This is a genomic window from Serratia grimesii, from assembly GCF_900186025.1.
GTDB lineage: Bacteria > Pseudomonadota > Gammaproteobacteria > Enterobacterales > Enterobacteriaceae > Serratia > Serratia grimesii.
The window spans coordinates 605,398-628,840 of sequence record NZ_LT883155.1; the positions used below are offsets into that span (position 1 = coordinate 605,398).

Annotated in this window: 24 protein-coding genes and 3 tRNA genes; 20 read left to right on the forward strand and 7 right to left on the reverse strand. The window is 54.9% G+C overall.

Translation table 11 applies throughout. From position 1 onward, the window contains the following. The first annotated feature begins 20 nt into the window (after positions 1-20). From SGBXF1_RS02810 to hpaC, 11 genes are all read left to right on the forward strand, one after another. A complete protein-coding gene (locus SGBXF1_RS02810) occupies positions 21-653 on the forward strand; it encodes a fumarylacetoacetate hydrolase family protein (RefSeq protein ID WP_037424215.1) in 633 nt (210 codons plus the stop codon). Further along, entirely contained in the window at positions 650-1,414 is a 765-nt protein-coding gene (locus SGBXF1_RS02815) for a fumarylacetoacetate hydrolase family protein (RefSeq protein ID WP_037424213.1), read from the forward strand. The genes SGBXF1_RS02810 and SGBXF1_RS02815 overlap by 4 nt, the downstream gene beginning before the upstream one ends. Next, the gene (gene hpaE, locus SGBXF1_RS02820) at positions 1,411-2,865 is read left to right on the forward strand and encodes a 5-carboxymethyl-2-hydroxymuconate semialdehyde dehydrogenase (RefSeq protein WP_012005080.1); all 1,455 of its coding nucleotides are present in this window, start codon (positions 1,411-1,413) and stop codon (positions 2,863-2,865) included. Before SGBXF1_RS02815 ends, hpaE begins: the two co-directional genes overlap by 4 nt. Before the next feature lie 181 nt (positions 2,866-3,046). After that, positions 3,047-3,904: a 3,4-dihydroxyphenylacetate 2,3-dioxygenase gene (gene hpaD / locus SGBXF1_RS02825; protein WP_061807412.1), complete on the forward strand. Its 858-nt coding sequence runs from the start codon at positions 3,047-3,049 to the stop codon at positions 3,902-3,904. 9 nt (positions 3,905-3,913) lie between these two features. Further along, on the forward strand, positions 3,914-4,300 hold the full coding sequence (locus SGBXF1_RS02830; protein ID WP_037424210.1) for a 5-carboxymethyl-2-hydroxymuconate Delta-isomerase: 387 nt from the start codon (positions 3,914-3,916) through the stop codon (positions 4,298-4,300). 10 nt (positions 4,301-4,310) lie between these two features. Next, on the forward strand, positions 4,311-5,114 hold the full coding sequence (gene hpaH, locus SGBXF1_RS02835) for a 2-oxo-hept-4-ene-1,7-dioate hydratase (RefSeq protein ID WP_186427788.1): 804 nt from the start codon (positions 4,311-4,313) through the stop codon (positions 5,112-5,114). A gap of 75 nt (positions 5,115-5,189) precedes the next feature. Then, entirely contained in the window at positions 5,190-5,984 is a 795-nt protein-coding gene (hpaI, locus tag SGBXF1_RS02840; RefSeq protein ID WP_186427789.1) for a 4-hydroxy-2-oxoheptanedioate aldolase, read from the forward strand. Between the two features lie 16 nt (positions 5,985-6,000). Continuing rightward, positions 6,001-7,371 carry a 4-hydroxyphenylacetate permease gene (gene hpaX / locus SGBXF1_RS02845; protein WP_037424201.1) on the forward strand — a complete coding sequence of 457 codons (1,371 nt, stop codon included), beginning with the start codon at positions 6,001-6,003 and terminating at the stop codon, positions 7,369-7,371. A 142-nt stretch (positions 7,372-7,513) separates the two neighbouring features. Next, positions 7,514-8,410, forward strand: a complete 897-nt coding sequence (gene hpaA / locus SGBXF1_RS02850) for a 4-hydroxyphenylacetate catabolism regulatory protein HpaA (protein WP_037424197.1) — start codon at positions 7,514-7,516, stop codon at positions 8,408-8,410. A gap of 193 nt (positions 8,411-8,603) precedes the next feature. Then, positions 8,604-10,166: a 4-hydroxyphenylacetate 3-monooxygenase, oxygenase component gene (gene hpaB, locus SGBXF1_RS02855; protein WP_130382511.1), complete on the forward strand. Its 1,563-nt coding sequence runs from the start codon at positions 8,604-8,606 to the stop codon at positions 10,164-10,166. Between the two features lie 17 nt (positions 10,167-10,183). Beyond that, entirely contained in the window at positions 10,184-10,696 is a 513-nt protein-coding gene (gene hpaC / locus SGBXF1_RS02860) for a 4-hydroxyphenylacetate 3-monooxygenase, reductase component (RefSeq protein ID WP_037424192.1), read from the forward strand. A gap of 38 nt (positions 10,697-10,734) precedes the next feature. Here the strand turns inward: hpaC and ampH are convergent, their stop codons facing one another. Then, on the reverse strand, positions 10,735-11,877 hold the full coding sequence (ampH, locus tag SGBXF1_RS02865; protein ID WP_037424189.1) for a D-alanyl-D-alanine-carboxypeptidase/endopeptidase AmpH: 1,143 nt from the start codon (positions 11,875-11,877) through the stop codon (positions 10,735-10,737). Between the two features lie 197 nt (positions 11,878-12,074). Continuing rightward, complete coding sequence (locus SGBXF1_RS02870) at positions 12,075-12,833, reverse strand: FadR/GntR family transcriptional regulator (protein WP_037424186.1); 759 nt, start codon at positions 12,831-12,833, stop codon at positions 12,075-12,077. A gap of 235 nt (positions 12,834-13,068) precedes the next feature. Here SGBXF1_RS02870 and SGBXF1_RS02875 point away from each other — a divergent pair, with 235 nt between their 5' ends. From SGBXF1_RS02875 to fucP, 7 genes are read left to right on the forward strand one after another with little or no spacing between them, the layout of a single operon-like run. After that, positions 13,069-13,809 carry an SDR family oxidoreductase gene (locus SGBXF1_RS02875; RefSeq protein ID WP_186427790.1) on the forward strand — a complete coding sequence of 247 codons (741 nt, stop codon included), beginning with the start codon at positions 13,069-13,071 and terminating at the stop codon, positions 13,807-13,809. 59 nt (positions 13,810-13,868) lie between these two features. Further along, entirely contained in the window at positions 13,869-14,714 is an 846-nt protein-coding gene (locus SGBXF1_RS02880; RefSeq protein ID WP_186427791.1) for a fumarylacetoacetate hydrolase family protein, read from the forward strand. Positions 14,715-14,728: 14 nt separating this feature from the next. Further along, positions 14,729-16,006 carry an L-fuconate dehydratase gene (locus SGBXF1_RS02885; RefSeq protein ID WP_037424178.1) on the forward strand — a complete coding sequence of 426 codons (1,278 nt, stop codon included), beginning with the start codon at positions 14,729-14,731 and terminating at the stop codon, positions 16,004-16,006. A 14-nt stretch (positions 16,007-16,020) separates the two neighbouring features. Beyond that, a complete protein-coding gene (locus SGBXF1_RS02890) occupies positions 16,021-16,884 on the forward strand; it encodes an amidohydrolase family protein (protein ID WP_186427792.1) in 864 nt (287 codons plus the stop codon). After that, positions 16,862-17,638, forward strand: a complete 777-nt coding sequence (locus tag SGBXF1_RS02895) for an L-fucose dehydrogenase (protein WP_186427793.1) — start codon at positions 16,862-16,864, stop codon at positions 17,636-17,638. The genes SGBXF1_RS02890 and SGBXF1_RS02895 overlap by 23 nt, the downstream gene beginning before the upstream one ends. Continuing rightward, positions 17,635-17,988, forward strand: coding sequence for an L-rhamnose mutarotase (locus SGBXF1_RS02900; protein WP_186427794.1), 354 nt, complete (start codon positions 17,635-17,637; stop codon positions 17,986-17,988). Before SGBXF1_RS02895 ends, SGBXF1_RS02900 begins: the two co-directional genes overlap by 4 nt. 23 nt (positions 17,989-18,011) lie before the next feature. Continuing rightward, positions 18,012-19,241 carry an L-fucose:H+ symporter permease gene (gene fucP, locus SGBXF1_RS02905; RefSeq protein WP_037424167.1) on the forward strand — a complete coding sequence of 410 codons (1,230 nt, stop codon included), beginning with the start codon at positions 18,012-18,014 and terminating at the stop codon, positions 19,239-19,241. Between the two features lie 17 nt (positions 19,242-19,258). Here fucP and SGBXF1_RS02910 read toward each other — a convergent pair whose 3' ends face one another. Then, positions 19,259-20,332 carry a GGDEF domain-containing protein gene (locus tag SGBXF1_RS02910; protein WP_061807407.1) on the reverse strand — a complete coding sequence of 358 codons (1,074 nt, stop codon included), beginning with the start codon at positions 20,330-20,332 and terminating at the stop codon, positions 19,259-19,261. 263 nt (positions 20,333-20,595) lie between these two features. Between SGBXF1_RS02910 and SGBXF1_RS02915 the strand changes: the two genes are divergently transcribed. Next, positions 20,596-20,880: a DUF1435 domain-containing protein gene (locus SGBXF1_RS02915; RefSeq protein WP_037424165.1), complete on the forward strand. Its 285-nt coding sequence runs from the start codon at positions 20,596-20,598 to the stop codon at positions 20,878-20,880. Positions 20,881-20,963: 83 nt separating this feature from the next. Here the strand turns inward: SGBXF1_RS02915 and SGBXF1_RS02920 are convergent. The 4 genes from SGBXF1_RS02920 to SGBXF1_RS02935 form a co-directional block, all read right to left on the reverse strand. Next, positions 20,964-21,050: transfer RNA gene (locus SGBXF1_RS02920), tRNA-Leu, on the reverse strand. A gap of 43 nt (positions 21,051-21,093) precedes the next feature. After that, a tRNA-Leu gene (locus tag SGBXF1_RS02925) sits at positions 21,094-21,180 on the reverse strand. A 34-nt stretch (positions 21,181-21,214) separates the two neighbouring features. Further along, positions 21,215-21,301: transfer RNA gene (locus tag SGBXF1_RS02930), tRNA-Leu, on the reverse strand. A 72-nt stretch (positions 21,302-21,373) separates the two neighbouring features. After that, positions 21,374-22,318, reverse strand: coding sequence for a LysR family transcriptional regulator (locus tag SGBXF1_RS02935; RefSeq protein ID WP_186427795.1), 945 nt, complete (start codon positions 22,316-22,318; stop codon positions 21,374-21,376). A 119-nt stretch (positions 22,319-22,437) separates the two neighbouring features. On the opposite strand from SGBXF1_RS02935, the gene SGBXF1_RS02940 reads away from it, so the two are divergent. Then, on the forward strand, positions 22,438-23,430 hold the full coding sequence (locus SGBXF1_RS02940) for an aldo/keto reductase (protein ID WP_186427796.1): 993 nt from the start codon (positions 22,438-22,440) through the stop codon (positions 23,428-23,430). The last annotated feature ends 13 nt before the right edge of the window (positions 23,431-23,443 follow it).

Genomic DNA, 23,443 nt, shown 5'->3' on the forward strand with positions numbered 1-23,443 from the left:
TGTCATTGAAAGGAGTTTGCATGAAAGGCACCGTATTTTCCGTCGCGTTAAACCACCGCAGCCAAATTGACGCCTGGGATCAGGCGTTCCATGAACTACCGTATAAAACCCCGCCGAAGACCCCGGTATGGTTTATCAAACCGCGTAATACCCACCTCGCCAATGGCGGGGCGATCCCGTTTCCTGCCGGTGAGCAGGTGCAGAGTGGTGCAACGCTGGCGGTAGTGATTGGCGACACCGCGCGTAAGGTGCCGGTTGAGCGTGTGGCTGATTATCTGGCCGGTTATGCACTGGCTAATGACATCAGCCTGCCGGAAAGCAGCTTCTATCGCCCGGCAATCAAAGCGAAATGCCGCGACGGTTTTTGTCCGTTAGGCGATATCGGCCAGTTAGCGACCTCTGCCAAGCTGGAGATCATCACCGAAATCAATGGCGTAGAGCAGGATCGTTGGTCGACGGCCGATCTGGTGCGTTCGGTGCCGGAACTGATCGCGGCCATCAGCGATTTTATTACCTTGCAGCCGGGGGACGCGGTACTGATCGGCACGCCACACCAGCGTGTTGAGATCAAACCGGGGGATGAAGTGACGGTGCGCGCTGCCGGTTTGCCGACCCTGACCAACCGTGTGACGCAGGCAGGAGAAACAGCATGAGACACGCCCGAATTCGCCATCACGGCAAAGTTGTTAACGTCAGCGTTGATGAGCAACTGCGCGTTACCCTGCCGGACGGCAGCGTTCTGAACGAGTTGGACGCTGAGTGGTTACCGCCAGCACAGGGCACGGTGTTTGCCTTGGGTTTGAACTACGCTGATCACGCCAGCGAGTTGGAGTTCAAGGCACCGGAAGAACCTTTGGTATTCCTGAAAGCGCCAAACACCCTGACCGGACACCGTCAGGTATCGGTGCGCCCGGCCGACGTCGAGTATATGCACTATGAAGCCGAGCTGGTGGCAGTGATCGGCAAGACTGCGCGTAACGTCAGCCGAGAAAACGCCATGGACTATGTTGCGGGTTACACCCTGTGTAACGACTACGCCATTCGCGACTATTTGGAAAACTACTACCGCCCGAATCTGCGCGTGAAAAGCCGCGACACCTTGACCCCTATTGGGCCTTACATTGTGGATCGTGATGATATCGCCGATCCGCACCGTCTGGCGCTCAGTACTTACGTCAACGGTGAGTTACGCCAGCGCGGCAGCACTGCCGATATGATTTTCGATATTCCGTACCTGATCAGCTACCTGAGCGAATTCATGACGCTGCAACCCGGCGACATGATCGCCACCGGCACGCCGAAAGGGCTGGCTGATGTGCTGCCGGGTGACGAAGTGGTGGTGGAGATCGAGGGCATTGGCCGTTTGGTTAACCACATCATCAGTGAAAAAGATTACGAGGAAAGCCTGCGATGAAAACCATCAACCATTGGATTAACGGTAAGAATGTAGCCAGCAAAGAGTATTTCACCACCACCAACCCGGCTAACGGTGAGGTGCTGGCGGAAGTGGCTTCAGGCGGACAGTTGGAGATCGATCAGGCAGTAGCCGCTGCTAAGGCGGCATTCCCTAAATGGGCCAATACGCCAATGAAAGAGCGTGCGCGCCTGATGCGTCGCCTGGGTGAATTGATCGATGAGAATGTCCCGCAGATCGCCGAGATGGAAACTGCCGATACTGGCCTGCCGATCCACCAAACTAAAAATGTGCTGATCCCACGTGCGTCGCACAACTTTGAGTTTTTCGCCGAGATCTGCCAACAGATGAATGGTCGTACTTATCCGGTGGACGACAAGATGCTCAACTACACGCTGATCCAGCCGGTGGGTGTGTGTGCGCTGGTGTCGCCGTGGAACGTGCCATTTATGACAGCCACCTGGAAAACGGCGCCTTGCCTGGCATTGGGTAACACTGCAGTGCTGAAAATGTCCGAGCTGTCGCCGCTGACCGCTGACCGCCTGGGTGAACTGGCGCTGGAAGCCGGTATCCCGGCAGGGGTACTCAATGTGGTACAGGGTTACGGTGCGACTGCCGGGGATGCATTGGTACGCCATAAAGATGTGCGTGCAGTGTCCTTTACCGGCGGTACCGCCACCGGCCGCCGCATTATTGAAAGCGCTGGGCTGAAGAAGTTTTCCATGGAACTGGGTGGGAAGTCGCCGGTACTGATTTTTGAAGATGCGGACATCGAACGTGCCTTGGATGCCGCGCTGTTTACTATTTTCTCTATCAATGGTGAACGCTGCACGGCCGGTTCGCGCATCTTCATTCAGGAGAGCATTTATCCGGAATTCGTTAAACGCTTTGCCGAGCGCGCCAACCGCCTGCGCGTGGGTGATCCGCAGGATCCCAACACCCAAGTGGGGGCGCTGATCAGCCCGCAGCACTGGGAAAAAGTCTCTGGCTATATCCGCCTTGGGCTGGAAGAAGGCGCCACTCTACTGGCGGGTGGCCCGGATAAACCGGCCGGCTTGAGCCACGGCAACTTCCTGCGCCCGACGGTGCTGGCGGATGTCGACAACCGTATGCGCATCGCGCAGGAGGAGATTTTTGGGCCAGTGGCCTGCCTGCTGCCGTTCAAATCAGAAGAAGACGGCCTGCGTATGGCCAACGACGTGGAATACGGCCTGGCGTCGTATATCTGGACGCAGGATGTGAGCAAGGTACTGCGTCTGGCCCGCAATATTGAAGCGGGCATGGTTTTCGTTAACACCCAAAACGTACGCGATCTGCGCCAGCCATTTGGCGGCGTGAAATCGTCCGGCACCGGCCGTGAAGGTGGGGAATACAGCTTCGAAGTGTTCGCCGAGATGAAGAACGTGTGTATTTCCATGGGTGATCACCCGATCCCACGCTGGGGCGTCTAAATCCGCTCCCTGTTTTATAACTAAAAAAGATATACCCAAAATCATTGGAGTGCATCAAGGCAGATGGTACGGGCGTTGCACGCTGCGCCCGTATTAGCCGGGGCGAATAATTCGCCCCCTAGGGTGAATGCTTGCAGTCAACACAGATGCAGCTTCAAGGATGCCGGGTATAGGAGGTTGTATGGGTAAGTTAGCTCTGGCCGCCAAGATTACGCATGTTCCATCGATGTACCTGTCGGAACTTCCAGGAAAAAACCACGGTTGTCGCCAGTCGGCGATCGACGGCCACAAAGAGATCAGTGCGCGCTGCCGTGAAATGGGCGTCGACACCATTATTGTGTTCGACACCCACTGGCTTGTGAACAGCGCCTATCACATCAATTGCAGCCCGCATTTCGAAGGGTTGTATACCAGCAATGAATTACCGCACTTCATCCGCGACATGACCTACGAATATGACGGCAACCCGGCGTTAGGTCAGCTGATCGCCGCCGAGGCCTGCAAACTCGGGGTACGAGCCAAAGCGCATGAGATCCCAAGCCTGAAGCTGGAGTACGGCACGTTGGTGCCGATGCGTTACATGAACAGCGACAAGCATTTCAAGGTGATCTCAATTTCGGCGTTTTGCACCGTGCATGACTTTGCCGACAGCCGCCGTTTGGGTGAAGCGATAAAAACCGCGATTGAGAAATACGACGGTACGGTGGCGGTATTGGCCAGCGGTTCGCTTTCACACCGTTTCATCGACGACCAACGTGCTGAAGAAGGCATGAACAGCTACACACGTCAGTTCGACCAGCAGATGGACGAACGGGTGGTCAAGTTGTGGGAAGAAGGGCGTTTCCGTGAGTTTTGCGAAATGCTGCCGGAGTACGCCGATTATTGCTACGGCGAAGGCAACATGCATGACACCGTGATGCTGCTTGGCTTGCTGGGGTGGGATAAATATGACGGCAAAGTGGAGTTCATTACGCCGTTGTTCGCCAGTTCAGGCACCGGGCAGGTTAATGCCGTGTTCCCGTTGCCGGCTGAAGCCTGAGGAGTATCCATGCCCCATTTTTACGCTGAATGTACCGACAATATCCGCCTTGAGGCGGATTTGCCCACACTGTTCGCCAAGGTTAATCAGGCGCTGGCGGACACCGGCATTTTCCCGTTGGCCGGCGTACGCAGCCGCGCTATTTGGCTGGATACCTGGCAGATGGCCGACGGCAAGCAGGATTACGCCTTCGTGCATATGACGCTGAAGATTGGTCACGGCCGCAGTCTGGAGAGCCGTGAACAAGTGGGAGAAATGTTGTTCGCTCTGATCACCGAGCACTTCGCTGCGTTGATGGCCAGCCGCTATCTGGCGTTGTCCTTCACCATGGAAGAGCTGGATCCGGTGTTGAACTACAAACAAAACAATGTCCACGCGCTATTCCGCAAAGAGTAAGGGGCCGTCAATGTTGGATAAAGAGCTGGTTAGCCGTGCCGTGCAGCGTTTGCATCAGGCGGAGCAGAATCGTGAGCAGATCCGCGCGTTATCACTGGAGCATCCCGAGATCACCATCGAAGACGCTTACGCCATTCAGCGGCAATGGGTGGCGCTAAAGATCGCCGAAGGCCGCACATTGAAGGGCCATAAGATCGGCCTGACATCGCGTGCTATGCAGGTCAGTTCGCAGATCACTGAACCGGATTTTGGCGCCTTACTTGATGACATGTTTTTCAATGACGGCAGCGACATTCCCATCGATCGTTTTATCGTGCCACGCGTTGAGGTTGAGTTGGCATTTGTGCTGGCCAAGCCATTGCGTGGGCCGAATTGCACACTGTTTGACGTCTACAACGCCACGGATTACATCATTCCGGCGCTGGAGATCATTGATGCACGTAGCCATAACGTCGATCCCGAAACGCAGCGTCCCCGCAAGGTGTTCGACACCATTTCCGATAACGCCGCCAACGCCGGTGTGGTGATGGGCGGTAGACCGATCAAACCGGATGCATTGGATCTACGTTGGATCAGTGCACTTCTGTACCGCAATGGCGTCATCGAAGAGTCTGGCGTGGCGGCGGCAGTGCTGAACCACCCGGCTAATGGTGTTGCCTGGCTGGCCAACAAGCTGTTCCCGTATGACGTGGAACTGGAGGCTGGTCAGGTGATCCTTGGCGGCTCCTTCACCCGGCCAGTTGCCGCTCGGCGCGGCGACACCTTCCATGCGGATTACGGCCCGATGGGCTGCATTAGCTGCCGGTTTGTGTAATCAGCAGGTTCGGTAGGCCGAACCTCAAGCGTGTTGGGGCGCTGCTGGCTGCGCCCGTTAATCAGGGAGAATGTGATGTTAACCAACTCTTTTAAGGAGGCGTTGCAGGAAAAGCGCCCGCAGATTGGCCTGTGGCTGGGTTTATGCAGCAGTTACAGCGCAGAACTGCTGGCCGGTTCCGGTTTCGATTGGCTGTTGATCGACGGTGAACACGCGCCTAACAACGTACAAACGGTGCTGGGCCAGTTGCAGGCTATCGCGCCTTACCCGAGCCATCCGGTGGTACGCCCGGCCTGGAATGACGCGGTGATGATTAAGCAATTGTTGGATATTGGTGCGCAAACGCTGCTGATCCCGATGATTCAGAACGCCGAACAGGCGCGTGATGCGGTGCGTGCCACCCGTTATCCGCCGAACGGTATACGCGGTGTCGGCAGTGCGTTGGCGCGGGCCTCTCGCTGGAATCGGGTACCGGATTATCTGCAACAGGCTGATGCACAGATGTGTGTATTGGTGCAGATCGAAACACGTGAGGCAGTGAAAAATCTGGACGAGATCCTGAAGGTGGAAGGCGTCGACGGGGTATTTATCGGTCCGGCGGATTTGAGCGCGGATATGGGGTTTGCCGGTAATCCGCAGCAACCGGAGGTGCAGCGCACTATCGACGATGCTATTGCGCGTATCAGCGCAGCCGGCAAAGCACCGGGCATTTTGACGGCTAATCCGGAACTGGCGCAGCATTACCTGGCGTCTGGTGCGCTGTTTGTTGCGGTGGGCGTGGATACCACTCTGCTGGCGCGAGCGGCGGAAACCCTGGCAAGCCGCTTTAAACAAGAGCAGCCACCTGTGCAATCCCCGAGCGTTTATTAGACTGAGAGAACACACCATGAGCAACGTCGATTCGCTGCCGCCGGTCAACCCGGCGCAGCAACATAAAGCGTTAACCGCCGCCGAGCAATCGGTGATTAAAAAGTTATTTCGGCGACTGATTATTTTCCTGTTTGTGCTGTTTGTTTTCTCTTTCCTCGACCGCATCAATATCGGTTTCGCCGGGTTGACGATGGGTAAGGATCTCGGCCTCAGTTCGACCATGTTTGGACTGGCAGCGACCTTGTTCTACGTCACCTATGTGATCTTTGGTATCCCGAGCAATATCATGCTGGGGATCGTGGGGGCACGACGCTGGATCGCGACCATCATGGTGTTGTGGGGGATCGCCTCAACCTGCACCCTATTTGCCACCGGGCCGACAAGTTTGTATGTGCTACGGATGATCGTCGGCATTACCGAAGCCGGTTTTCTGCCGGGCATTTTGGTGTATCTCACCTACTGGTTCCCGGCGTTTTACCGTGCCCGTGCCAATGCGTTATTTATGATTGCTATGCCAGTGACCATGGCGATCGGTTCGTTGGTATCCGGCTATATTTTGGCACTGGACGGCCTGATGAACCTCAAAGGCTGGCAATGGCTGTTCCTGGTGGAGGGGATTCCTTCGGTGCTGCTGGGTGTAGTGGTGTGGTTCTATCTGGACGATACCCCGGCCAAAGCCAAATGGCTGACCGATGAAGAAAAAAGCAGCCTGAAGGCGATGATGGATGCTGACAAGCTGCAACTGGTACAGCCCAATGGGCCGGGCAGCCATCGGGCGATGCAGCAGCGCAGCCTGTGGCGGGAAGTGTTCACGCCAATTGTGCTGATGTATACGCTGGCTTATTTCTGCCTGACCAATACGCTGAGTGCCATCAACATCTGGACGCCGCAGATCTTGCAGAGCTTCAATCAAGGCAGCAGCAACATTGTGATCGGTATTCTGGCGGCGATCCCGCAGATCTGTACCATTGCCGGGATGATTTGGTGGAGTAAACGATCGGATCGATTGCAGGAACGTAAACACCATACGGCGCTTCCGTACCTGTTTGCCGCAGCCGGGTGGTTGCTGGCTTCGGCGACCGACCACAGCATGATCCAATTGTTGGGGATCGTGATGGCATCGGTGGGGTCTTTCACGGCGATGGCGATCTTCTGGACCACACCGGATCAGTCGATCAGTCTGGAGGCTCGTGCAATTGGGATCGCGGTGATCAATGCCACAGGCAATATAGGATCGGCGGTTAGCCCGCTGTTGATCGGCTGGTTCAAGGACCTGACCGGCAGCTTTAACTCCGGACTGTATTTTGTTTCGGCATTGTTGATCATCGGCGCACTGATCGTGTGGCGTATTCCGATGCAAGGCTCGCGTCCACGGGCCACACCATAAGCTTGATATTAGCCATTTTGGCCTGGGACAGTGCTCGTAACCCTAACGGAATGGGTTCATGTGCGCTGTCCATGGCCAAACTGCCTGCGACAATGATGCCTAATAAGGCTTATCACTGATCTCATCGCTGAGGGAGGATGATGTGCAGAAAAGTACCGGTTTTATCGCCAATATCGATATATGCAAAGAATACGATGCGCGTTACGCCACGGATGAAGTGCACTACGAAACCTTTGCCGGGCTGGCGGCGTTTTTTGGCCGCGATATGCAGGTGCACTGGCATGACCGTTTCTTCCAGGTACATTTCCTGGAGACCGGCAAGATTGAGTTGCAGTTGGACAGCCAACACTATTCGGTGCAGGCCCCGTTATTTATCCTGACACCGCCCTCGGTACCACATGCCTTCTTCACTGAACCGGACAGCGATGGTCACGTATTGACGGTGCGTCAGGAGCTGATATGGCCGTTGCTGGAACGCTTGTACCCTGGCAGCAATTTGGCACTGGATATGCCAGGTATCTGTTTGTCGATGGCAGATGCGCCACACGAATTGACGGCGCTCAGCCATTACTGGGCGTTGATCCGCCGTGAGTTCAGCCAAGGGCTGGCCGGTCGTGAGCAGACGCTGGCGCTGTTGGCACAGGCGGTATTGACTCTGCTGTTACGCAATGCCGCACTGGAAGATTCTGCGACCAGCGGCGTGCGCGGTGAGCTGAAGTTGTTCCAGCGTTTTAACAAGATGGTGGATGAACGTTTCCGCGATCACCTGCCGGTACCGGACTATGCCCAGGCGCTGGGAGTGACCGAATCACGGCTCAATGACCTGTGTCGGCGTTTTGCCAATCAGCCTCCCAAACGACTGATATTCGATCGTGTGTTGCGTGAAGCCAAGCGTATGCTGCTGTTCAGTGCCTGCACGGTGCATGAAACCGCTTATAGCCTGGGTTTTAAGGATCCGGCCTATTTCGCCCGTTTTTTCAATCGGCTGGAAGGTTGCTCTCCCTCAAGCTACCGCGCCGCACAACATCCTCTTTCGTAAAAGCAGGACAGCACCTGGATCACACTTTGCCGCGAAAGCGGCAAACCCACCTGAAAAGTACCCGCGATTGCCGCAAAAGTCTCTTCTCGAAATCGGCGTTGGGAGCTTCAATTAAGCAACCAAAAGAAAACATTATTTTAACAAATGGCCGAATACACGGCCCATAAAATGCCGATTACGAGGAAGACAACGAATGAAACCAGAAGACTTTCGTGCTGACAGCAAACGTCCGTTCACCGGGGCTGAGTATCTTAAAAGTTTGCAGGACGGCCGTGAAATCTACATCTACGGCGAGCGAGTGAAAGATGTCACCACTCACCCGGCGTTCCGTAACGCGGCGGCGTCAGTCGGCCAGTTGTATGACTCATTGCACGATCCGGTCAGCCAGGATCGTCTGTGCTGGAATACCGACACCGGCAACGGCGGTTATACTCACAAATTCTTCCGCTACGCCCGCAGCCCTGAAGAAATGCGTCAGCAGCGCGATGCCATCGCCGACTGGTCACGTCAGAGCTACGGTTGGATGGGACGTACCCCAGATTACAAAGCGGCTTTTGGTTGCGCACTGGGTGCCAATCCGGAGTTTTATGGCCAGTTCGCTGACAACGCACGCCACTGGTACAAACGTATTCAGGAAACCGGCCTGTACTTTAACCACGCTATCGTCAACCCGCCCATTGATCGCCACAAGCCGGTTAACGAAGTGAAAGATGTGTTCATTAAGGTGGAAAAAGAGACGGATGCCGGCATCATCGTCAGCGGCGCTAAAGTGGTGGCGACCAACTCGGCGCTGACTCACTACAACTTTATCGGCTTTGGCTCGGCACAGGTGATGGGCGATAACCCGGACTTCGCACTGATGTTTGTCGCACCGATGGACGCCGAAGGAGTGAAACTGATCTCCCGTGCTTCTTATGAATTGGTCGCTGGTGCCACCGGATCGCCGTTTGATTACCCGCTATCGAGCCGTTTTGATGAAAACGATGCGATCCTGATCATGGATCATGTGTTGATCCCGTGGGAAAACGTCCTGATCTACCGTGATTTCGATCGTTGCCGTCGTTGGAGCACTGAAGGCGGATTTGCCCGGTTGTTCCCGTTACAGGCGTGCGTACGCTTGGCGGTGAAGATGGACTTTATTACCGCACTGCTGCAAAAAAGCCTGTCTTGTACTGGGGTGCTTGAATTCCGTGGCGTGCAGGCCGATCTCGGTGAAGTGGTCGCCTGGCGTAATCTGTTCTGGTCGTTGAGCGATGCAATGTGCGCTGAAGCCACCAAGTGGGAAAACGGTGCTTATCTGCCGGATTCCGCTGCGTTGCAGACGTATCGCGTGATGGCGCCGATGGCCTACGCCAAGGTGAAGAACATCATCGAAAAGAACGTCACCAGCGGTTTGATTTACCTGCCGTCGAGTGTGCGTGACATGAATAACCCAGAGATCGACAAGTATCTGTCTCGCTATGTGCGCGGATCTGACGGCATGGATCATGTCGAACGTATCAAGATCCTCAAATTGATGTGGGATGCGATCGGCAGTGAATTCGGCGGTCGTCACGAGTTGTATGAGATCAACTATGCCGGTAGCCAGGACGAGATCCGTCTACAATGTCTGCGTCATGCACAAGGATCTGGCACCATGGGCAAGATGATGGAAATGGTCGACAAATGCCTGTCCGATTACGATCAACATGGCTGGAAAGTACCGCATCTGCATAACAATGACGATATTAATCAACTGGATAAACTGCTTAAGTGATCCGGTAGGAGGTTTGTATGTCTCAGGAAAATGAACACCGTCTGCTGTTTCGCGACGCTATGGCCAGCCTGTCTGCGGCGGTGAATATCGTGACGACCGATGGCCCGGCGGGGCGCTGTGGTATTACCGCCACCGCAGTGTGCTCAGTGACGGATACGCCACCGACGTTGCTGGTGTGTATCAACCGCAACAGCGCGATGAACCCGGTTTTCCAGGCGAATCAGCGACTGTGCGTCAACGTGTTGAACCATGAGCAAGAGCTGATGGCGCGCCACTTTGCCGGTATGACGGAAGTCAGCATGGAAGAGCGTTTCCGTCTGGATGAATGGCAAAACGGTGCGTTGGGCCAACCGGTGTTACGTAATACGCTGGCGAGTCTGGAAGGGGAGATTGAGCAGATCCAGAGTATTGGCACCCATCAGGTGTATCTGGTGCAGATCCGTCAGATTGTGGTGAGTGCGGCGGGCAACGGCTTGATCTACTTCAAGCGCAACTTCCATCCGGTGATACACGAGATGAGTTTAGCCTGAGATTAACGGGGTGCAGCGGCATGCTGCACCCCTTAACCTTAGCTTTTATTGGCGGCTAATTCGCCCACCAGCCGGTTAACTGGATCGCTCATATTGGTGAATTTGCTCAGTTCTGAGCGAGTAACGACCACAAATACCCCAACATTTTTCTGCGGAATCATTGCCATATAGGTAATAAAGCCGCCGCCACCGCCCGTTTTCTGAATTATCCCCGGCAGCTCGCCGTTTGGCGCCATATATACCCAACCCAGACCCAGTGCGCTGGCTTCGCCCGGTACGTCCATGCCTTTCAACGAGACCAGATCGTTACGCTGGAAGTACATGGTCTGTTCGCTGGCGGCAGTCGATTTACGTGAGCCTGAGACGTTAGAGGTAAGGAACTGTTGCATCCAACGTTGCATGTCGCGTGGGGTGGAGTAAACACCGCCACTGCCCCCGGCAGCCGTTGTGTCACGGCAGGCACTCGGTCCAGCCGAAGCCACCATCAGGCGTGAACACTGTTCGGCACTTGGAGTGAGGGTGGTGTCGACCATGCCGAGCGGTGCAGTGATTTTTTCCTTCAGCAGCGCGCTGTATGGTTTACCCGCTGCGCGTGACAGTGCATCTGCCAGCAGGTCATACGCCAGGTTGGAATAAGAAGCACGTACGCCCGGTGGTACGGTGACGTTGGCGTGTTCCAGCCATTGCCAGCGTTGCGCTTTGGTCGGCCAGGTAAATACTGGTGTTTTTGGCGGCTTCTTGCCTGGCTGTTCACGCGGCAGTGCGCTGGTATGGGTTGCCAGGTTCAGTAGTGTGATGGGTTGGCGAGTGTTATAAGCCGGTACGTAAGCGCCCTGCGGGGCATATTTACGCAATGGGTCATTGAGCTTAACCCGACCTTCCGCCGCCATCTTAACCATTACCTCACTGGTCATCAGCTTGGTGATGGAGGCGATGCGGATCAGTGAATCCGGGCGTGGGCGCAGGTTATTCCCGGGTTTGGTGTCACCAAAACTGCGGTTAACCACCTGATTACCGTCGATCACCACCAGCGCCATACCGGTGGCACCGCTGTTGTAGAAAATATGTTCGGCATACTGGTCGACGATTTGCGAAGCCAGTTGCGGGGCGGCGGCCTGCGCGGCCAGCGGTGCGGCACACAGGCACAGCGCCAGCAATGAAGCGGAGAAAGAGTTCTTCAACGGTCGTTATCCATTTTAAAGGGCAGTATGCAGCGCCACTACCTGACTTGAGGATGAGCGAGCTGGCCGCCTAGCTGCAACTTGAAAGCCATAGGGTACGGTCTGATGTCAGTGTAATGTGCCTGGGCCTTGGCTGCATGTGGAAAAAAGAGCGTTTTGATAAAAATTTTCCCCCGTCCAAGTGAAGCCCAAGTGACCTACTGTGCGCGGGTGAAAATGGCGATCACTTCATCCAAATGGGCTTTCATCGCCTTGCGCGCGCCGCGTACGTCACGTGCTTCAATTGCCGCCAGAATCTCCCGGTGTTCTTGCTCGGAACGGTGTGGCATATCGTCAGGCGTATAGTGGCGTTGCAGTACACGGAACATGCTGCCATAACGGTGGCCGAGCAGATGGCCGATGATAAATGCATAGGCCGGGTTACCGCTGGCCTGGGCGATGCGGATATGAAACAGCCGATCGCCGGGGTGGGTCGCTGAGCCCGCGCGGTTATCGCGGCAGTTTTGCTCATAAGCTTCACGAATGCCGACCAGTTCCAGATCTGTGGCATGACGTGCGGCCAGGGCGGCGGTTTCTGGTTCGATCAACAGGCGAGTTTGCAGCAGTGAGAAAGGCGGCAGCTCGGCGTTAAAATCCAGCTCGATATTCAGTTCATCATCGATTTCTGCCCACTGATCACGCCCGGCCTGCGTCATTACCGGTTCCTGCGAGGCCAACACCGGCGTCTGTGCGCGGACGATCACCCCGTTGCCCACTTTGACATCCACCAATCCGATCACTTCCAGCGCAATCAGCGCCTCACGGACGGAAGCACGGCTAACTTGTAGCTGCTGAGCCAGATCTCGCTCGGACGGCAGGCGGCTGCCCGGAGGAAATTCATTATTATCGATAAGTCGTTTCAGTTGGTCAGCTATCTGTCTGTAAATCCTTGGGTTTTCCAGTCGAGTGATCGGCATATGTTACCTTAGGCTGTTCGGGTAAAAGTGATTCAGCGCACAATTATTAGTCAAGCTGCTTGAGTAATAGTTATTCAAGTGTAAAAAATTGGTTAACCAAAATGCTGTTTTAACTGTGTCTTATAACATTATCACCAAACCATAACGCGAACAGCGTCTTTTGTCATGTTAAAGGCCTGACCTTTAACCGCCTTGAGTGGCCTGACCATTAGACCTTTGATCCAAGGGAGCGAAAATGAATTTAACCGGAAAACGCGTGCTGATTACTGCGGCTGGGCAGGGGATTGGCTTCAGCACCGCCAGGCTTTTTGCCGGTGCAGGCGCGGATGTCATTGCCACCGATATCAACACTGAACAACTGCGGGGATTGCCCGGCATTCAGCCGATGACGCTGAACGTGACCGATCCCGTGGCGATCGCCGCAGCGGCAGAAACGCTTGGACCGATCGACGTGTTATTCAACTGTGCGGGCGTGGTGCACAGCGGTTCGATCCTGGAATGCAGTGAGGATCAATGGGCTTTCGCCGTCGATCTTAATGTGACCGCGATGTTCCGCATGATCCGCGCCTTCCTGCCCGGCATGTTGGCGCGCAAAAACGGTTCGATTATCAACATGTCTTCAGTTGCCTCCAGTGTGAAAGGGGTACCGAACCGCTTTGCCTACAGCGCCACCAAAGCCGCAGTGATCGGCCTGACACGTTCTGTCGCGGCGGATTACGTCACGCAAGGCATTCGTTGCAATGCCATTTGCCCCGGCACGGTGGAGTCACCGTCGTTGCGTCAACGTATTGCTGAGCAGGCGCGTGAACAGGGGCGAAGTGAAGAAGAGGTGTATCAGGCGTTCGTTGCCCGTCAGCCAATTGGTCGCATCGGCACCACCGGCGAAATAGCCCAGTTGGCGCTGTATCTGGCGTCCGATGCCAGCTCTTACACCACCGGTACGGTGCAGATTATTGATGGCGGTTGGAGCAACTGAGGAATGGGGTATCAGACTGCTGATCCCTTCCTCCGACATACTTTTTCAGAGAGGACTGCATGAAACTTTTACGCTATGGCGCACCTGGGCAAGAACGCCCCGGAATTCTCGATGATAACGGTCAAATCCGTGACCTTTCGCAGCATATCGCCGATCTGAGTGGTGACGCACTGTTGCCCGCCGCATTGGATCAACTGCGCGCGCTGGATATCGCCAGTCTGCCGTTGGTGCAGGGCCAGCCGCGGCTTGGCCCTTGCGTCGGCAGTATCGGCAAATTTATCTGCATTGGTCTGAATTACGCCGATCACGCAGCGGAAACCGGCGCAGCGATCCCGCCTGAACCCGTGGTGTTCAGCAAGTGGACCAGCGCGGTGGTCGGGCCGAACGACGAGGTGCAGATCCCACGTGACTCGGTCAAGACCGACTGGGAAGTGGAACTAGGGGTGATCATTGGTCAGGGCGGACGTTATATCAGCGAGCAGGATGCAATGCGTCACGTCGCCGGTTACTGCGTGATTAACGACGTCTCCGAGCGTGAATTCCAGATCGAACGCGGTGGCACCTGGGACAAAGGCAAAGGGTGCGATACTTTTGGCCCGACAGGCCCCTGGCTGGTCACGGCCGACGAAATCGCCGATCCCCACAGCCTGAATCTGTGGCTGGAAGTGGACGGCAAACGCTATCAGGACGGCAACACCAGCACCATGATCTTCCGCATTCCGCACATCATCAGCTATCTGAGTCGTTTCATGAGTCTGCAACCGGGCGATGTGATCTCCACCGGCACACCGCCGGGCGTCGGCATGGGACAGAAACCGCAGCCAATCTACCTGAAGGCCGGACAGACAATGCGTTTGGGCATTGAAGGACTGGGTGAACAGCGTCAAATAACCGTACAAGCCTGATGAGGAGCATTGCCATGACGACGATTACCGCACTGCGGGTTGAAGATATTCGCTTCCCGACCTCGCTGGCGCTGGACGGTTCCGACGCGATGAACCCGGATCCAGACTACTCTGCCGCTTATGTGATCCTGGAGACCGACCGCGAAGATCTCACCGGCCACGGGCTGACCTTTACCATCGGCCGTGGCAATGAGATCTGCTGCGCGGCGATCCGGGCACTGGAGCACCAGATCGTCGGGGTTCGACTCGAGGAGATCACTGCCGATATGGGGGCCTTCTGGCGGCGCTTCACCGGCGACAGCCAGTTACGTTGGATTGGGCCAGACAAGGGCGCGATTCACCTGGCGACCGGCGCCGTGATCAATGCGGTATGGGATATGTGGGCCAAAGCAATGGGTAAGCCAGTGTGGCGACTGGTGGCAGAGATGACGCCAGAGGAACTGGTACGTTGTATCGATTTTCGTTACATCACCGACTGCATTACACCGCAAGAGGCACTCAGCTTGCTCAAACAGCGGGCAGAAGGCAAAGCACAGCGTCTGGAGCGCCTACTGGAAGAGGGTTACCCCTGTTACACCACGTCCGCTGGCTGGTTGGGTTACCCGGACGACAAACTGCGTCGGTTGTGTCAGGAAGCGGTCGACGCGGGTTTCTCCTATCTGAAGCTCAAGGTGGGTCGCGATCTGGAAGACGATATCCGTCGGGTGCGTATCGCTCGCGAGGTCATCGGTCCTGATCGTCAACTGATGATTGATGCGAACCAGGTATGGGAAGTTAACGACGCCATTCCCTGGGTGAAACATCTGGCATTCGCCAAACCCTGGTTTATCGAAGAGCCTACCAGTCCGGACGATGTGGAAGGACACCGCCGCATCCGCGAGGGCGTTTACCCGGTTAAGGTTGCCACCGGCGAGATGTGTCAAAACCGTATCCTGTTCAAGCAGTTCATCATGCGTGAAGCGATTGATGTGGTGCAGATCGACGCGTGTCGTCTTGGCGGCGTTAATGAAGTCTTGGCAGTGATGTTGATGGCCGCCAAATACAACCTGCCGGTATGCCCGCATGCGGGCGGTGTAGGTCTGTGCGAATACGTCCAGCATCTGTCGATGATTGATTACCTGTGCATTGCCGGTACCCACGACGGTCGGGTCATTGAATACGTCGATCATCTGCATGAACATTTTGTCCACCCTTGTGACATCAAGGGAGCGGCCTACATGCCACCGCTCAATCCCGGTTATTCGATCGAAATGCATGCATCGTCGCTCGAACAGTATCGGTTCCGCGGTTGAACGGGAAACAGCCCATGCTGCGTATCGACGCCCATCAACATTACTGGCATTACCATCCGCAACGCTATCCGTGGATCAGCGAACAGATGGCGGTACTACGGCAAGATTTTGGCCCGGCAGAACTGGCTCCCTTGCTGAAATGCCACGGTTTTGACGGTGCGCTGGTGGTGCAGGCCCGCCACTGCGAGCAGGAAACCCAGATGCTACTGACGCAGGTACAGCAGAGCAGGGGCGTATGTGGCGTGGTGGGTTGGCTGGACATTACCGCACCGCAACTGGCGCAGCGGCTTGATGAGCTGCGCCAACAACCTTTGCTGCGGGGTTTGCGTCATCAAGTGCAGGACGAACCAGAGCCGGGCGCCTGGTTGGCACGTTCAGAAGTGCGACGTGGCATGCAGGCGTTGCAGCGACAGGGTTATACCTACGACATTTTAGTCACCCACCGGCATTTGGCCGCGGCAGCACAGTTTGCTGCTGAGCACGACGATTATTGGTTGGTGCTGGATCATCTCGGCAAACCGGATATCGCGCAGGGGGCCGAACACTGGGCGCAGCAAATCAAACCGCTGGCGGCGTTAGGGCATGTGGTTTGCAAACTGTCCGGGTTGATCACTGAAGTGCCCAATGGGCAGTGGCAAACGTCTCAGTTGTTACCGTTTATTGAGGCGGCGCTGGAGGCATTCGGCCCACAGCGACTGATGTTCGGGTCTGACTGGCCAGTGTGCCTGCTGGCGGGTGAGTACAGCCAGGTTTATCAACTGAGTGAGCAGGCGATCGCCTCGCTGAGTCCTTCGCAGCAGGCGGAGATTTGGGGCGGCACTGCCTGCCGAATTTATGGGTTAACGGAGTCTGGTTATGGATCTGTATCTGAAAGATAAGGTGGTGATTGTTACCGGTGGTGGTTCTGGCATCGGCGCAGCCATCTCACAGCTGTTGGCGGAAGAAGGGGCAATCCCGGTGATTGTCACTAACGCCATGCCAGAGACCGAGTTTCTGGCGCAGCTGCATCGCTTGCAGCCACAGAGCACGGTGATCATCACCGATTTGTGTGCAGAACAAGAGTGTCGGCGGGCAGTGGCACAGACGCAGGAAACCTTTGGTCGTATCGATGCAGTGGTCAATAACGCGGGTGTTAACGATGGCGTAGGGTTGGATGCCGGGCGTGAAGCCTTTGTCGGATCGCTGGAGAAAAACCTGATTCATTACTACTTGATGGCGCACCTGTGCCAGCAAGCCTTGCAAAAGAGTAAAGGGGCCATCGTTAACATTGCGTCCAAGACTGCACTCAGTGGGCAGGGTGGCACCAGCGGCTATACCGCCGCCAAAGGTGCGGTGCTGGCGTTGACACGCGAATGGGCGGTATCGCTGCGCCATGAAGGTGTACGGGTGAATGCGGTGGTACCGGCAGAAGTGATCACGCCACAGTATCAGCGCTGGATTAATACCTTCGCGCAGCCTGAACAGCAACTGGCCGCGATCACCGCGCGTATTCCTTTAGAACAACGGATGACCACACCGCAGGAAATTGCCAATACCGCGGTGTTTTTGATCTCATCGCGGTCGTCACACACCACCGGGCAATGGCTGTCGGTGGACGGCGGTTACCTGCATCTTGATCGGGCGATTACATGAACGGCGGGACGGGGCAGCGCTTTTGCCAGGCGCTCGACTTGGTCGATTCACCGGCGCTAATCGAGGAATACCTGAGTTATCACCAGCAGATCTGGCCAGAAATTGCTGCTCATCTGCGTGAGCACGGCATCCTGGATATGGAGATTTATCGGCTGGGTACCCGGCTGTTCATGATCGTTGACGTCAGTGCCGAGTTCGATGCTGTGCGGTTTGATGCCGCCAGCCTGAGCAATCCCCACGTGCAGCGCTGGGAAGCCCTGATGTGGCACTACCAGGTCGCCACCCCCTGGACGCCGCAGGGCGATAAATGGGTGGTGATGGAGCGGATATTCTCTTTGAAACAACAATAACTTACCCTACCGAGGATATATCAATGCTTGCTGAAAAAACTGTGGCCCCACCTCAGGCGGGCGCCAGGGCGACTGCCAATCTGCGTTGGGCGTTTATCTTGGTCACCAGTCTGTTCTTTATGTGGGGACTGTCGTATGGCCTGTTAGACGTATTGAATAAACATTTTCAAGAAACGTTGCACGTTACCAAGGCGCAATCAGGATTATTACAGGCCGCGTATTTCGGTGCCTATTTCCTGGTGGCGCTGCCTGCCGGCTATTTTATGGATAAAAAAGGCTACAAGGCCGGTATCCTGATAGGACTGTGTTTGTATGCGCTGGGGGCATTGCTGTTTGTGCCCGCCGCGTCGGCGAACAGCTTCGGTATGTTCCTGTTCGCGCTGTTTGTCATTGCCTGTGGGTTGGGGTGCTTGGAAACGGCTGCTAACCCCTATGCAACGGTGTTGGGGGACGCGCAGGGCGCTGAACGGCGACTGAATCTTTCCCAGTCGTTTAACGGTCTGGGGCAGTTTATCGGTCCGATGATTGGCGGTACGCTGTTTTTCTCCGCCACCCAGGGCACCAGTAGCGGTGACCAGAGTGCAGTGAAGATGACCTACGTGGCGATCGCCGTGTTGGTGCTGTTGATTGCCTTTTTGTTCAGTCGTACTCGGCTGCCGGATATCCGTGAAGAAGAACAGCCTGAGCACGGTGAAATCGCTCAAGGGCTGTGGCAACACAAACACTTTGTCGGCGGGGTGATTACCCAGTTCTTCTATGTGGCGGCTCAGGTTGGGGTTGGCGCGTTCTTTATTAACTATGCTACCGAACACTGGCGCGATGTTTCCAACCAAAGCGCGTCCTACTTGCTTTCTATCGCCATGATTTGCTTTATGGTGGGGCGCTTCTTCAGTACCTGGCTGATGGGCAGAATCAAACCTGCCACGTTGTTGATGTTTTACTCGCTGATTAACATTGTGTTGTGCGGCGTAGTGATGCTCAGCATAGAGGGGGTTTCGGTGGTGGCGTTAATCGCCGTGTTCTTCTTTATGTCGATTATGTTCCCAACCATTTTTGCCCTGGGTGTGAAAAACATGGGCAAACACACCAAGCGTGCCAGTTCCTTTATGATCATGGCGATCGTCGGGGGAGCCATCATGCCTTACTTTATGGGGGCGCTGGCGGATCGCTACAGTACAGCGTGGTCGTATCTGTTGCCGCTGTTGTGCTTTGCCGTGGTATTTGTTTACGGCTTGCAGCAACGTCGCCGCTAATTTTATCGCCCGCCGGCTCAGACAGCGGCGGGCTGCGTGTTTTGCGCCAACTGAATATTATTACGACCGCTGTTTTTCGCGTGATATAACGCAGCGTCTGCTGCACGAATAGCCGACGATACATCCAGTTTGTCCAACGCGGAGATCCCGGCGCTGAGCGTGACTGTGGTGACTTCTAATTGGTTAAACCGGTGAGGGATTTTTAATTCCTGCACACGTTGCCGCACTTGTTCAGCCAGCTGAGTTGCGTAATCTTCACTCACGTTGGTCAGCAGCACCAAAAACTCTTCCCCACCGTAGCGCACCACAATATCACGTGAACGTACCGAATCCCGGATAGCGATGGCTACCTGCACCAGCGCTTGGTCGCCCATGGTATGACCATAGTTATCGTTATAGGCTTTGAAATGGTCAATATCGAGTAACACCACGAAATGACAGCCGGACGGGGGAGCCGTTAGCATATTGATTTTATTTTCCAGGCCACGGCGGTTATAAAGCCCGGTTAGCGGATCGATCATGCTTAAATTGCTAAACCTGTCACGTTCGTTATACAGATTAGCCACCAGTGCTTGGGTAAAGAGCTCACTGCGTTTGAGCATCAGGTGGTGGATAGAGAAAGCGATAATCGGCAATACCGTGGTGAATACGATCCGCATCGTATTGTGCATACCATCCAAAAATAGAATGACCAATGCAGAAGGCACGGCATGCAGACAGAAAGCGATAAAGTTGTCCGTTAGGGCAATAGCACTTATAAAAAACATACTGAACAGACTAATTAATAGAAAACTTTGGTTGTTCGGCGCACAGTACTGACTTTTAAGGTAAATATGTGCCGCCCACAGCAGGCCGATAACAAAGGAAAATAGATTCAATTTTCTGACGTATAACCGTGGAGACTGCAAGGTAAATAACAGTGCTACCAGACAAAATAGCGGTATACCTAATAACGGTAGGGTAAAAGCAGGTTTATCTTTAAATGGGACCAATAATGTAAATAAGGAAGACGCAGTGTTCATCAACAAAAATAAAAATAATGATAAGCGGTGCTTGCTGTTCAGCAGTTCCTGATAAGAACGCGCGTTCATACGGGATTCACTCTTTACAATATCGATCTGTCGAAAAATTAAGGTTGCGAAAAATTCTTCCGGTATGAATTAAACACCCGCATTGTATGGTTGTTGATTGTGATTATTAACATGCGAATAAGACTAAGAATTTTCTTATGGCAAACTATCATTTTTCCACCGTTGTGTCATCCGCGTTTGGTCGTCGGGGTGAAAATGATGCGCAGTGAAAAAAAGTGTTATATGATATTGGTTATCATTATCACTTGAAAGGTAGGGTTATCATGATTGCAGCCATGATTACCGCGTGTGGGTTGTGGGGCGTCAGTTGGTGCCTGGGCAACCGTCTGGCCAGCGCCTGGGGCGTTTTGCTGCCATGCGCTCTAATGCCGTTACTGGCATTGATCAACCTGGATATGATGCAACTGCGTACACTCATTGTGATCGCGATGCTGGCCACATTGGTGATGTTGTTTAACAGTCGCTGGCGTCACTACTTGCTGCTGCCGTCTTGCATGGCGTTGGCAGGGGGCTTGGCGGCAATCGGTTTGAACTTCAACCTGGGCTGAAAACGCAAAACCACGCTTTCGCGTGTTCTTTATCGTTTCAATGGGGAGTTTCTTTGGGGATGTTACCGGAGAGAGTTATCGATTGGTGCGAAGAGAGGGACTTGAACCCTCACGTCCGTAAGAACACTAACACCTGAAGCTAGCGCGTCTACCAATTCCGCCACCTTCGCACAGTCGATACTGTCATTTTGCTTTCGATTTATATCACCAGCTTGGTGCGAAGAGAGGGACTTGAACCCTCACGTCCGTAAGAACACTAACACCTGAAGCTAGCGCGTCTACCAATTCCGCCACCTTCGCATTGATGCTGTGCAATATAAATCATGTGGTTATTTGGTGCGAAGAGAGGGACTTGAACCCTCACGTCCGTAAGGACACTAACACCTGAAGCTAGCGCGTCTACCAATTCCGCCACCTTCGCATACCAGAAACATTACCGGAGTAACGCTACCACGGAGGCGAATTCTAGAGATTTTGGCGGGTACGTCAATAGTTATTTCCCCTGTTTGCTGGCGTTTGCTGGAAATATAGCCATATCACTGCTTTTGTCGTTCGCAAACAGCCAAATCAGCCAGTCAATCAACACCCTGACCCGTGGCGCAAGGAAACGACCGGGAGGATACATGATGTAAATGGGCATCGGCGGGGGCGGTGTTTCCGCCAATACTTCCACTAATTCCCCCTTTTGCAGCCAAGGTGCCAACGAATAACGAGACGCTTGTATGAGTCCCAGGCCGGCGCGACAACCGCTGGTGTAGGCATCAGCGCCACTGACGTTTAGCCGGGTGGGTAGTTCGCGTAGTTCCACTTTGCCATTACGACAAAACTCCAAGGGGTAATTACGGTTGCTGTTGAGGGAAAAGTAGCCCACGGCCTGATGCTGTTGTAATTGATCAATCGACTGCGGCACGCCAAACGTCGCCAGATAGCCGGGAGACGCACAGGTTAACTGCGGCATCATGGCAATGCGACGTGCCACCAGGCTGTCGTCCTCGGTTTCCCAGGCGCGCAGTACGCAATCCACACCCTCACGCAGTAAGTCTACATGGGTGTCGTTGGCTCCCAGCGACAGAGTGAGTTCTGGATAGCGCTGATAAAAGTCGCCCAATGCCGGAATAACGATTTCCCGTGCCAACGAGTGGGGCATATCAATGCGTATATTGCCGGATGGCTTGAGCTTATGGTGGCTAAACAGAGTGTCCGCCTCTTCCAATGCCCCCAGCAACTGCACACAGCGTTGGTAATAAAGCGTGCCTTCGCTGGTCACTTGTACCTGACGGGTTGTGCGGATCAGCAGGCGCACGCCGAGGCGTTGTTCCAATCGCTTGAGCGCATTACTGACCGTGGCTCGTGGCAATTGCAGACGCTCGGCCGCCCGACTGAAGCTGCCCAATTCGACGATACGGGTGAAAATGCGCATGGCCTGGATCTGATCCATCGGCTTCTCCGTATTGTTAGCGATTTATGAACAGTGATGAGCAATCCGCATTATTTATCTTTGCAGGGTAAACAACCAGACTTTGTTGCGATATCAATCCACGGTATGAGGGCAACACAATGCAACAACGTCAATTAGGCCCCAATGGCCCGACTGTTTCTGCTCTGGGCTTGGGCTGCATGGGGATGAGTGATTTCTATTCGACGGCGCAGGACGAAAAAGAGGCCATCGCCACACTGCACCGGGCATTGGAGCTGGGGGTCACACTGCTGGATACCGCCGACATGTACGGCCCACACACGAACGAGCAACTGGTGGGGCAGGCGATCAAGGGCAAACGGCAGCAGGTATTTTTAGCGACGAAGTTCGGCATCCTGCGCGATCCCACCGATCCTGCCGCACGCGGCGTCAGCAGCAGGCCGGAATACATTCGTCGTTCGGTTGAAGGCAGTCTGAAGCGGTTGGGGGTCGATGAAATTGACCTTTATTACCAGCACCGAGTCGATCCGCAGGTGCCCATTGAGGATGTCGTGGGCACCATGGCGGATCTGATCCGTGAAGGGAAGATCCGTCACATTGGGCTTAGCGAAGCTTCGGTTACTACGCTTGAGCGCGCGCACAAGGTGCATCCGATCACCGCGTTGCAAACCGAGTATTCACTGTGGACGCGTGATGCCGAGCAAGGCGTATTGGCGGCCTGCGAGCGTCTGGGCATCGGTTTCGTTCCTTACAGTCCGCTGGGGAGAGGTTTCCTGACTGGGGCGATCCAGCGGCCTGAGGATTTGGATGCCGATGATTTCCGCCGCAGCAATCCGCGCTTCCAGGGGGATAACTTTGTCCGTAACCTGGCTTTGGTGGCGAAAGTGACCGAGCTGGCGAAACAAAAAGGTGTGGCGCCATCGCAGCTGGCGTTGGCCTGGGTATTGGCACAGGGCGAGCATATTGTGCCGATTCCGGGCACCAAACGTCGCCGTTATCTGGAAGAGAACATCGCAGCAGCGGAACTGACGCTTAGCCAGGCTGAACTGGCGGCAATTGAGGCTGTGTTCCCGGCAGAGGCGGTCGCGGGCAACCGCTACAGTGCGGAGTCGATGACGTATATTAACGGCTAAATAAAAAGGGCGC

Coding starts and splice junctions, on each gene's coding strand:
- SGBXF1_RS02810 (WP_037424215.1), top strand. CDS start 21: ATGAAAGGCACCGTATTTTCCGTCGCGTTAAACCACCGCAGCCAAATT.
- SGBXF1_RS02815 (WP_037424213.1), top strand. CDS start 650: ATGAGACACGCCCGAATTCGCCATCACGGCAAAGTTGTTAACGTCAGC.
- hpaE (WP_012005080.1), top strand. CDS start 1,411: ATGAAAACCATCAACCATTGGATTAACGGTAAGAATGTAGCCAGCAAA.
- hpaD (WP_061807412.1), top strand. CDS start 3,047: ATGGGTAAGTTAGCTCTGGCCGCCAAGATTACGCATGTTCCATCGATG.
- SGBXF1_RS02830 (WP_037424210.1), top strand. CDS start 3,914: ATGCCCCATTTTTACGCTGAATGTACCGACAATATCCGCCTTGAGGCG.
- hpaH (WP_186427788.1), top strand. CDS start 4,311: ATGTTGGATAAAGAGCTGGTTAGCCGTGCCGTGCAGCGTTTGCATCAG.
- hpaI (WP_186427789.1), top strand. CDS start 5,190: ATGTTAACCAACTCTTTTAAGGAGGCGTTGCAGGAAAAGCGCCCGCAG.
- hpaX (WP_037424201.1), top strand. CDS start 6,001: ATGAGCAACGTCGATTCGCTGCCGCCGGTCAACCCGGCGCAGCAACAT.
- hpaB (WP_130382511.1), top strand. CDS start 8,604: ATGAAACCAGAAGACTTTCGTGCTGACAGCAAACGTCCGTTCACCGGG.
- hpaC (WP_037424192.1), top strand. CDS start 10,184: ATGTCTCAGGAAAATGAACACCGTCTGCTGTTTCGCGACGCTATGGCC.
- SGBXF1_RS02870 (WP_037424186.1), bottom strand. CDS start 12,833: ATGCCGATCACTCGACTGGAAAACCCAAGGATTTACAGACAGATAGCT.
- SGBXF1_RS02875 (WP_186427790.1), top strand. CDS start 13,069: ATGAATTTAACCGGAAAACGCGTGCTGATTACTGCGGCTGGGCAGGGG.
- SGBXF1_RS02880 (WP_186427791.1), top strand. CDS start 13,869: ATGAAACTTTTACGCTATGGCGCACCTGGGCAAGAACGCCCCGGAATT.
- SGBXF1_RS02885 (WP_037424178.1), top strand. CDS start 14,729: ATGACGACGATTACCGCACTGCGGGTTGAAGATATTCGCTTCCCGACC.
- SGBXF1_RS02890 (WP_186427792.1), top strand. CDS start 16,021: ATGCTGCGTATCGACGCCCATCAACATTACTGGCATTACCATCCGCAA.
- SGBXF1_RS02895 (WP_186427793.1), top strand. CDS start 16,862: ATGGATCTGTATCTGAAAGATAAGGTGGTGATTGTTACCGGTGGTGGT.
- SGBXF1_RS02900 (WP_186427794.1), top strand. CDS start 17,635: ATGAACGGCGGGACGGGGCAGCGCTTTTGCCAGGCGCTCGACTTGGTC.
- fucP (WP_037424167.1), top strand. CDS start 18,012: ATGCTTGCTGAAAAAACTGTGGCCCCACCTCAGGCGGGCGCCAGGGCG.
- SGBXF1_RS02910 (WP_061807407.1), bottom strand. CDS start 20,332: ATGAACGCGCGTTCTTATCAGGAACTGCTGAACAGCAAGCACCGCTTA.
- SGBXF1_RS02915 (WP_037424165.1), top strand. CDS start 20,596: ATGATTGCAGCCATGATTACCGCGTGTGGGTTGTGGGGCGTCAGTTGG.
- SGBXF1_RS02935 (WP_186427795.1), bottom strand. CDS start 22,318: ATGGATCAGATCCAGGCCATGCGCATTTTCACCCGTATCGTCGAATTG.
- SGBXF1_RS02940 (WP_186427796.1), top strand. CDS start 22,438: ATGCAACAACGTCAATTAGGCCCCAATGGCCCGACTGTTTCTGCTCTG.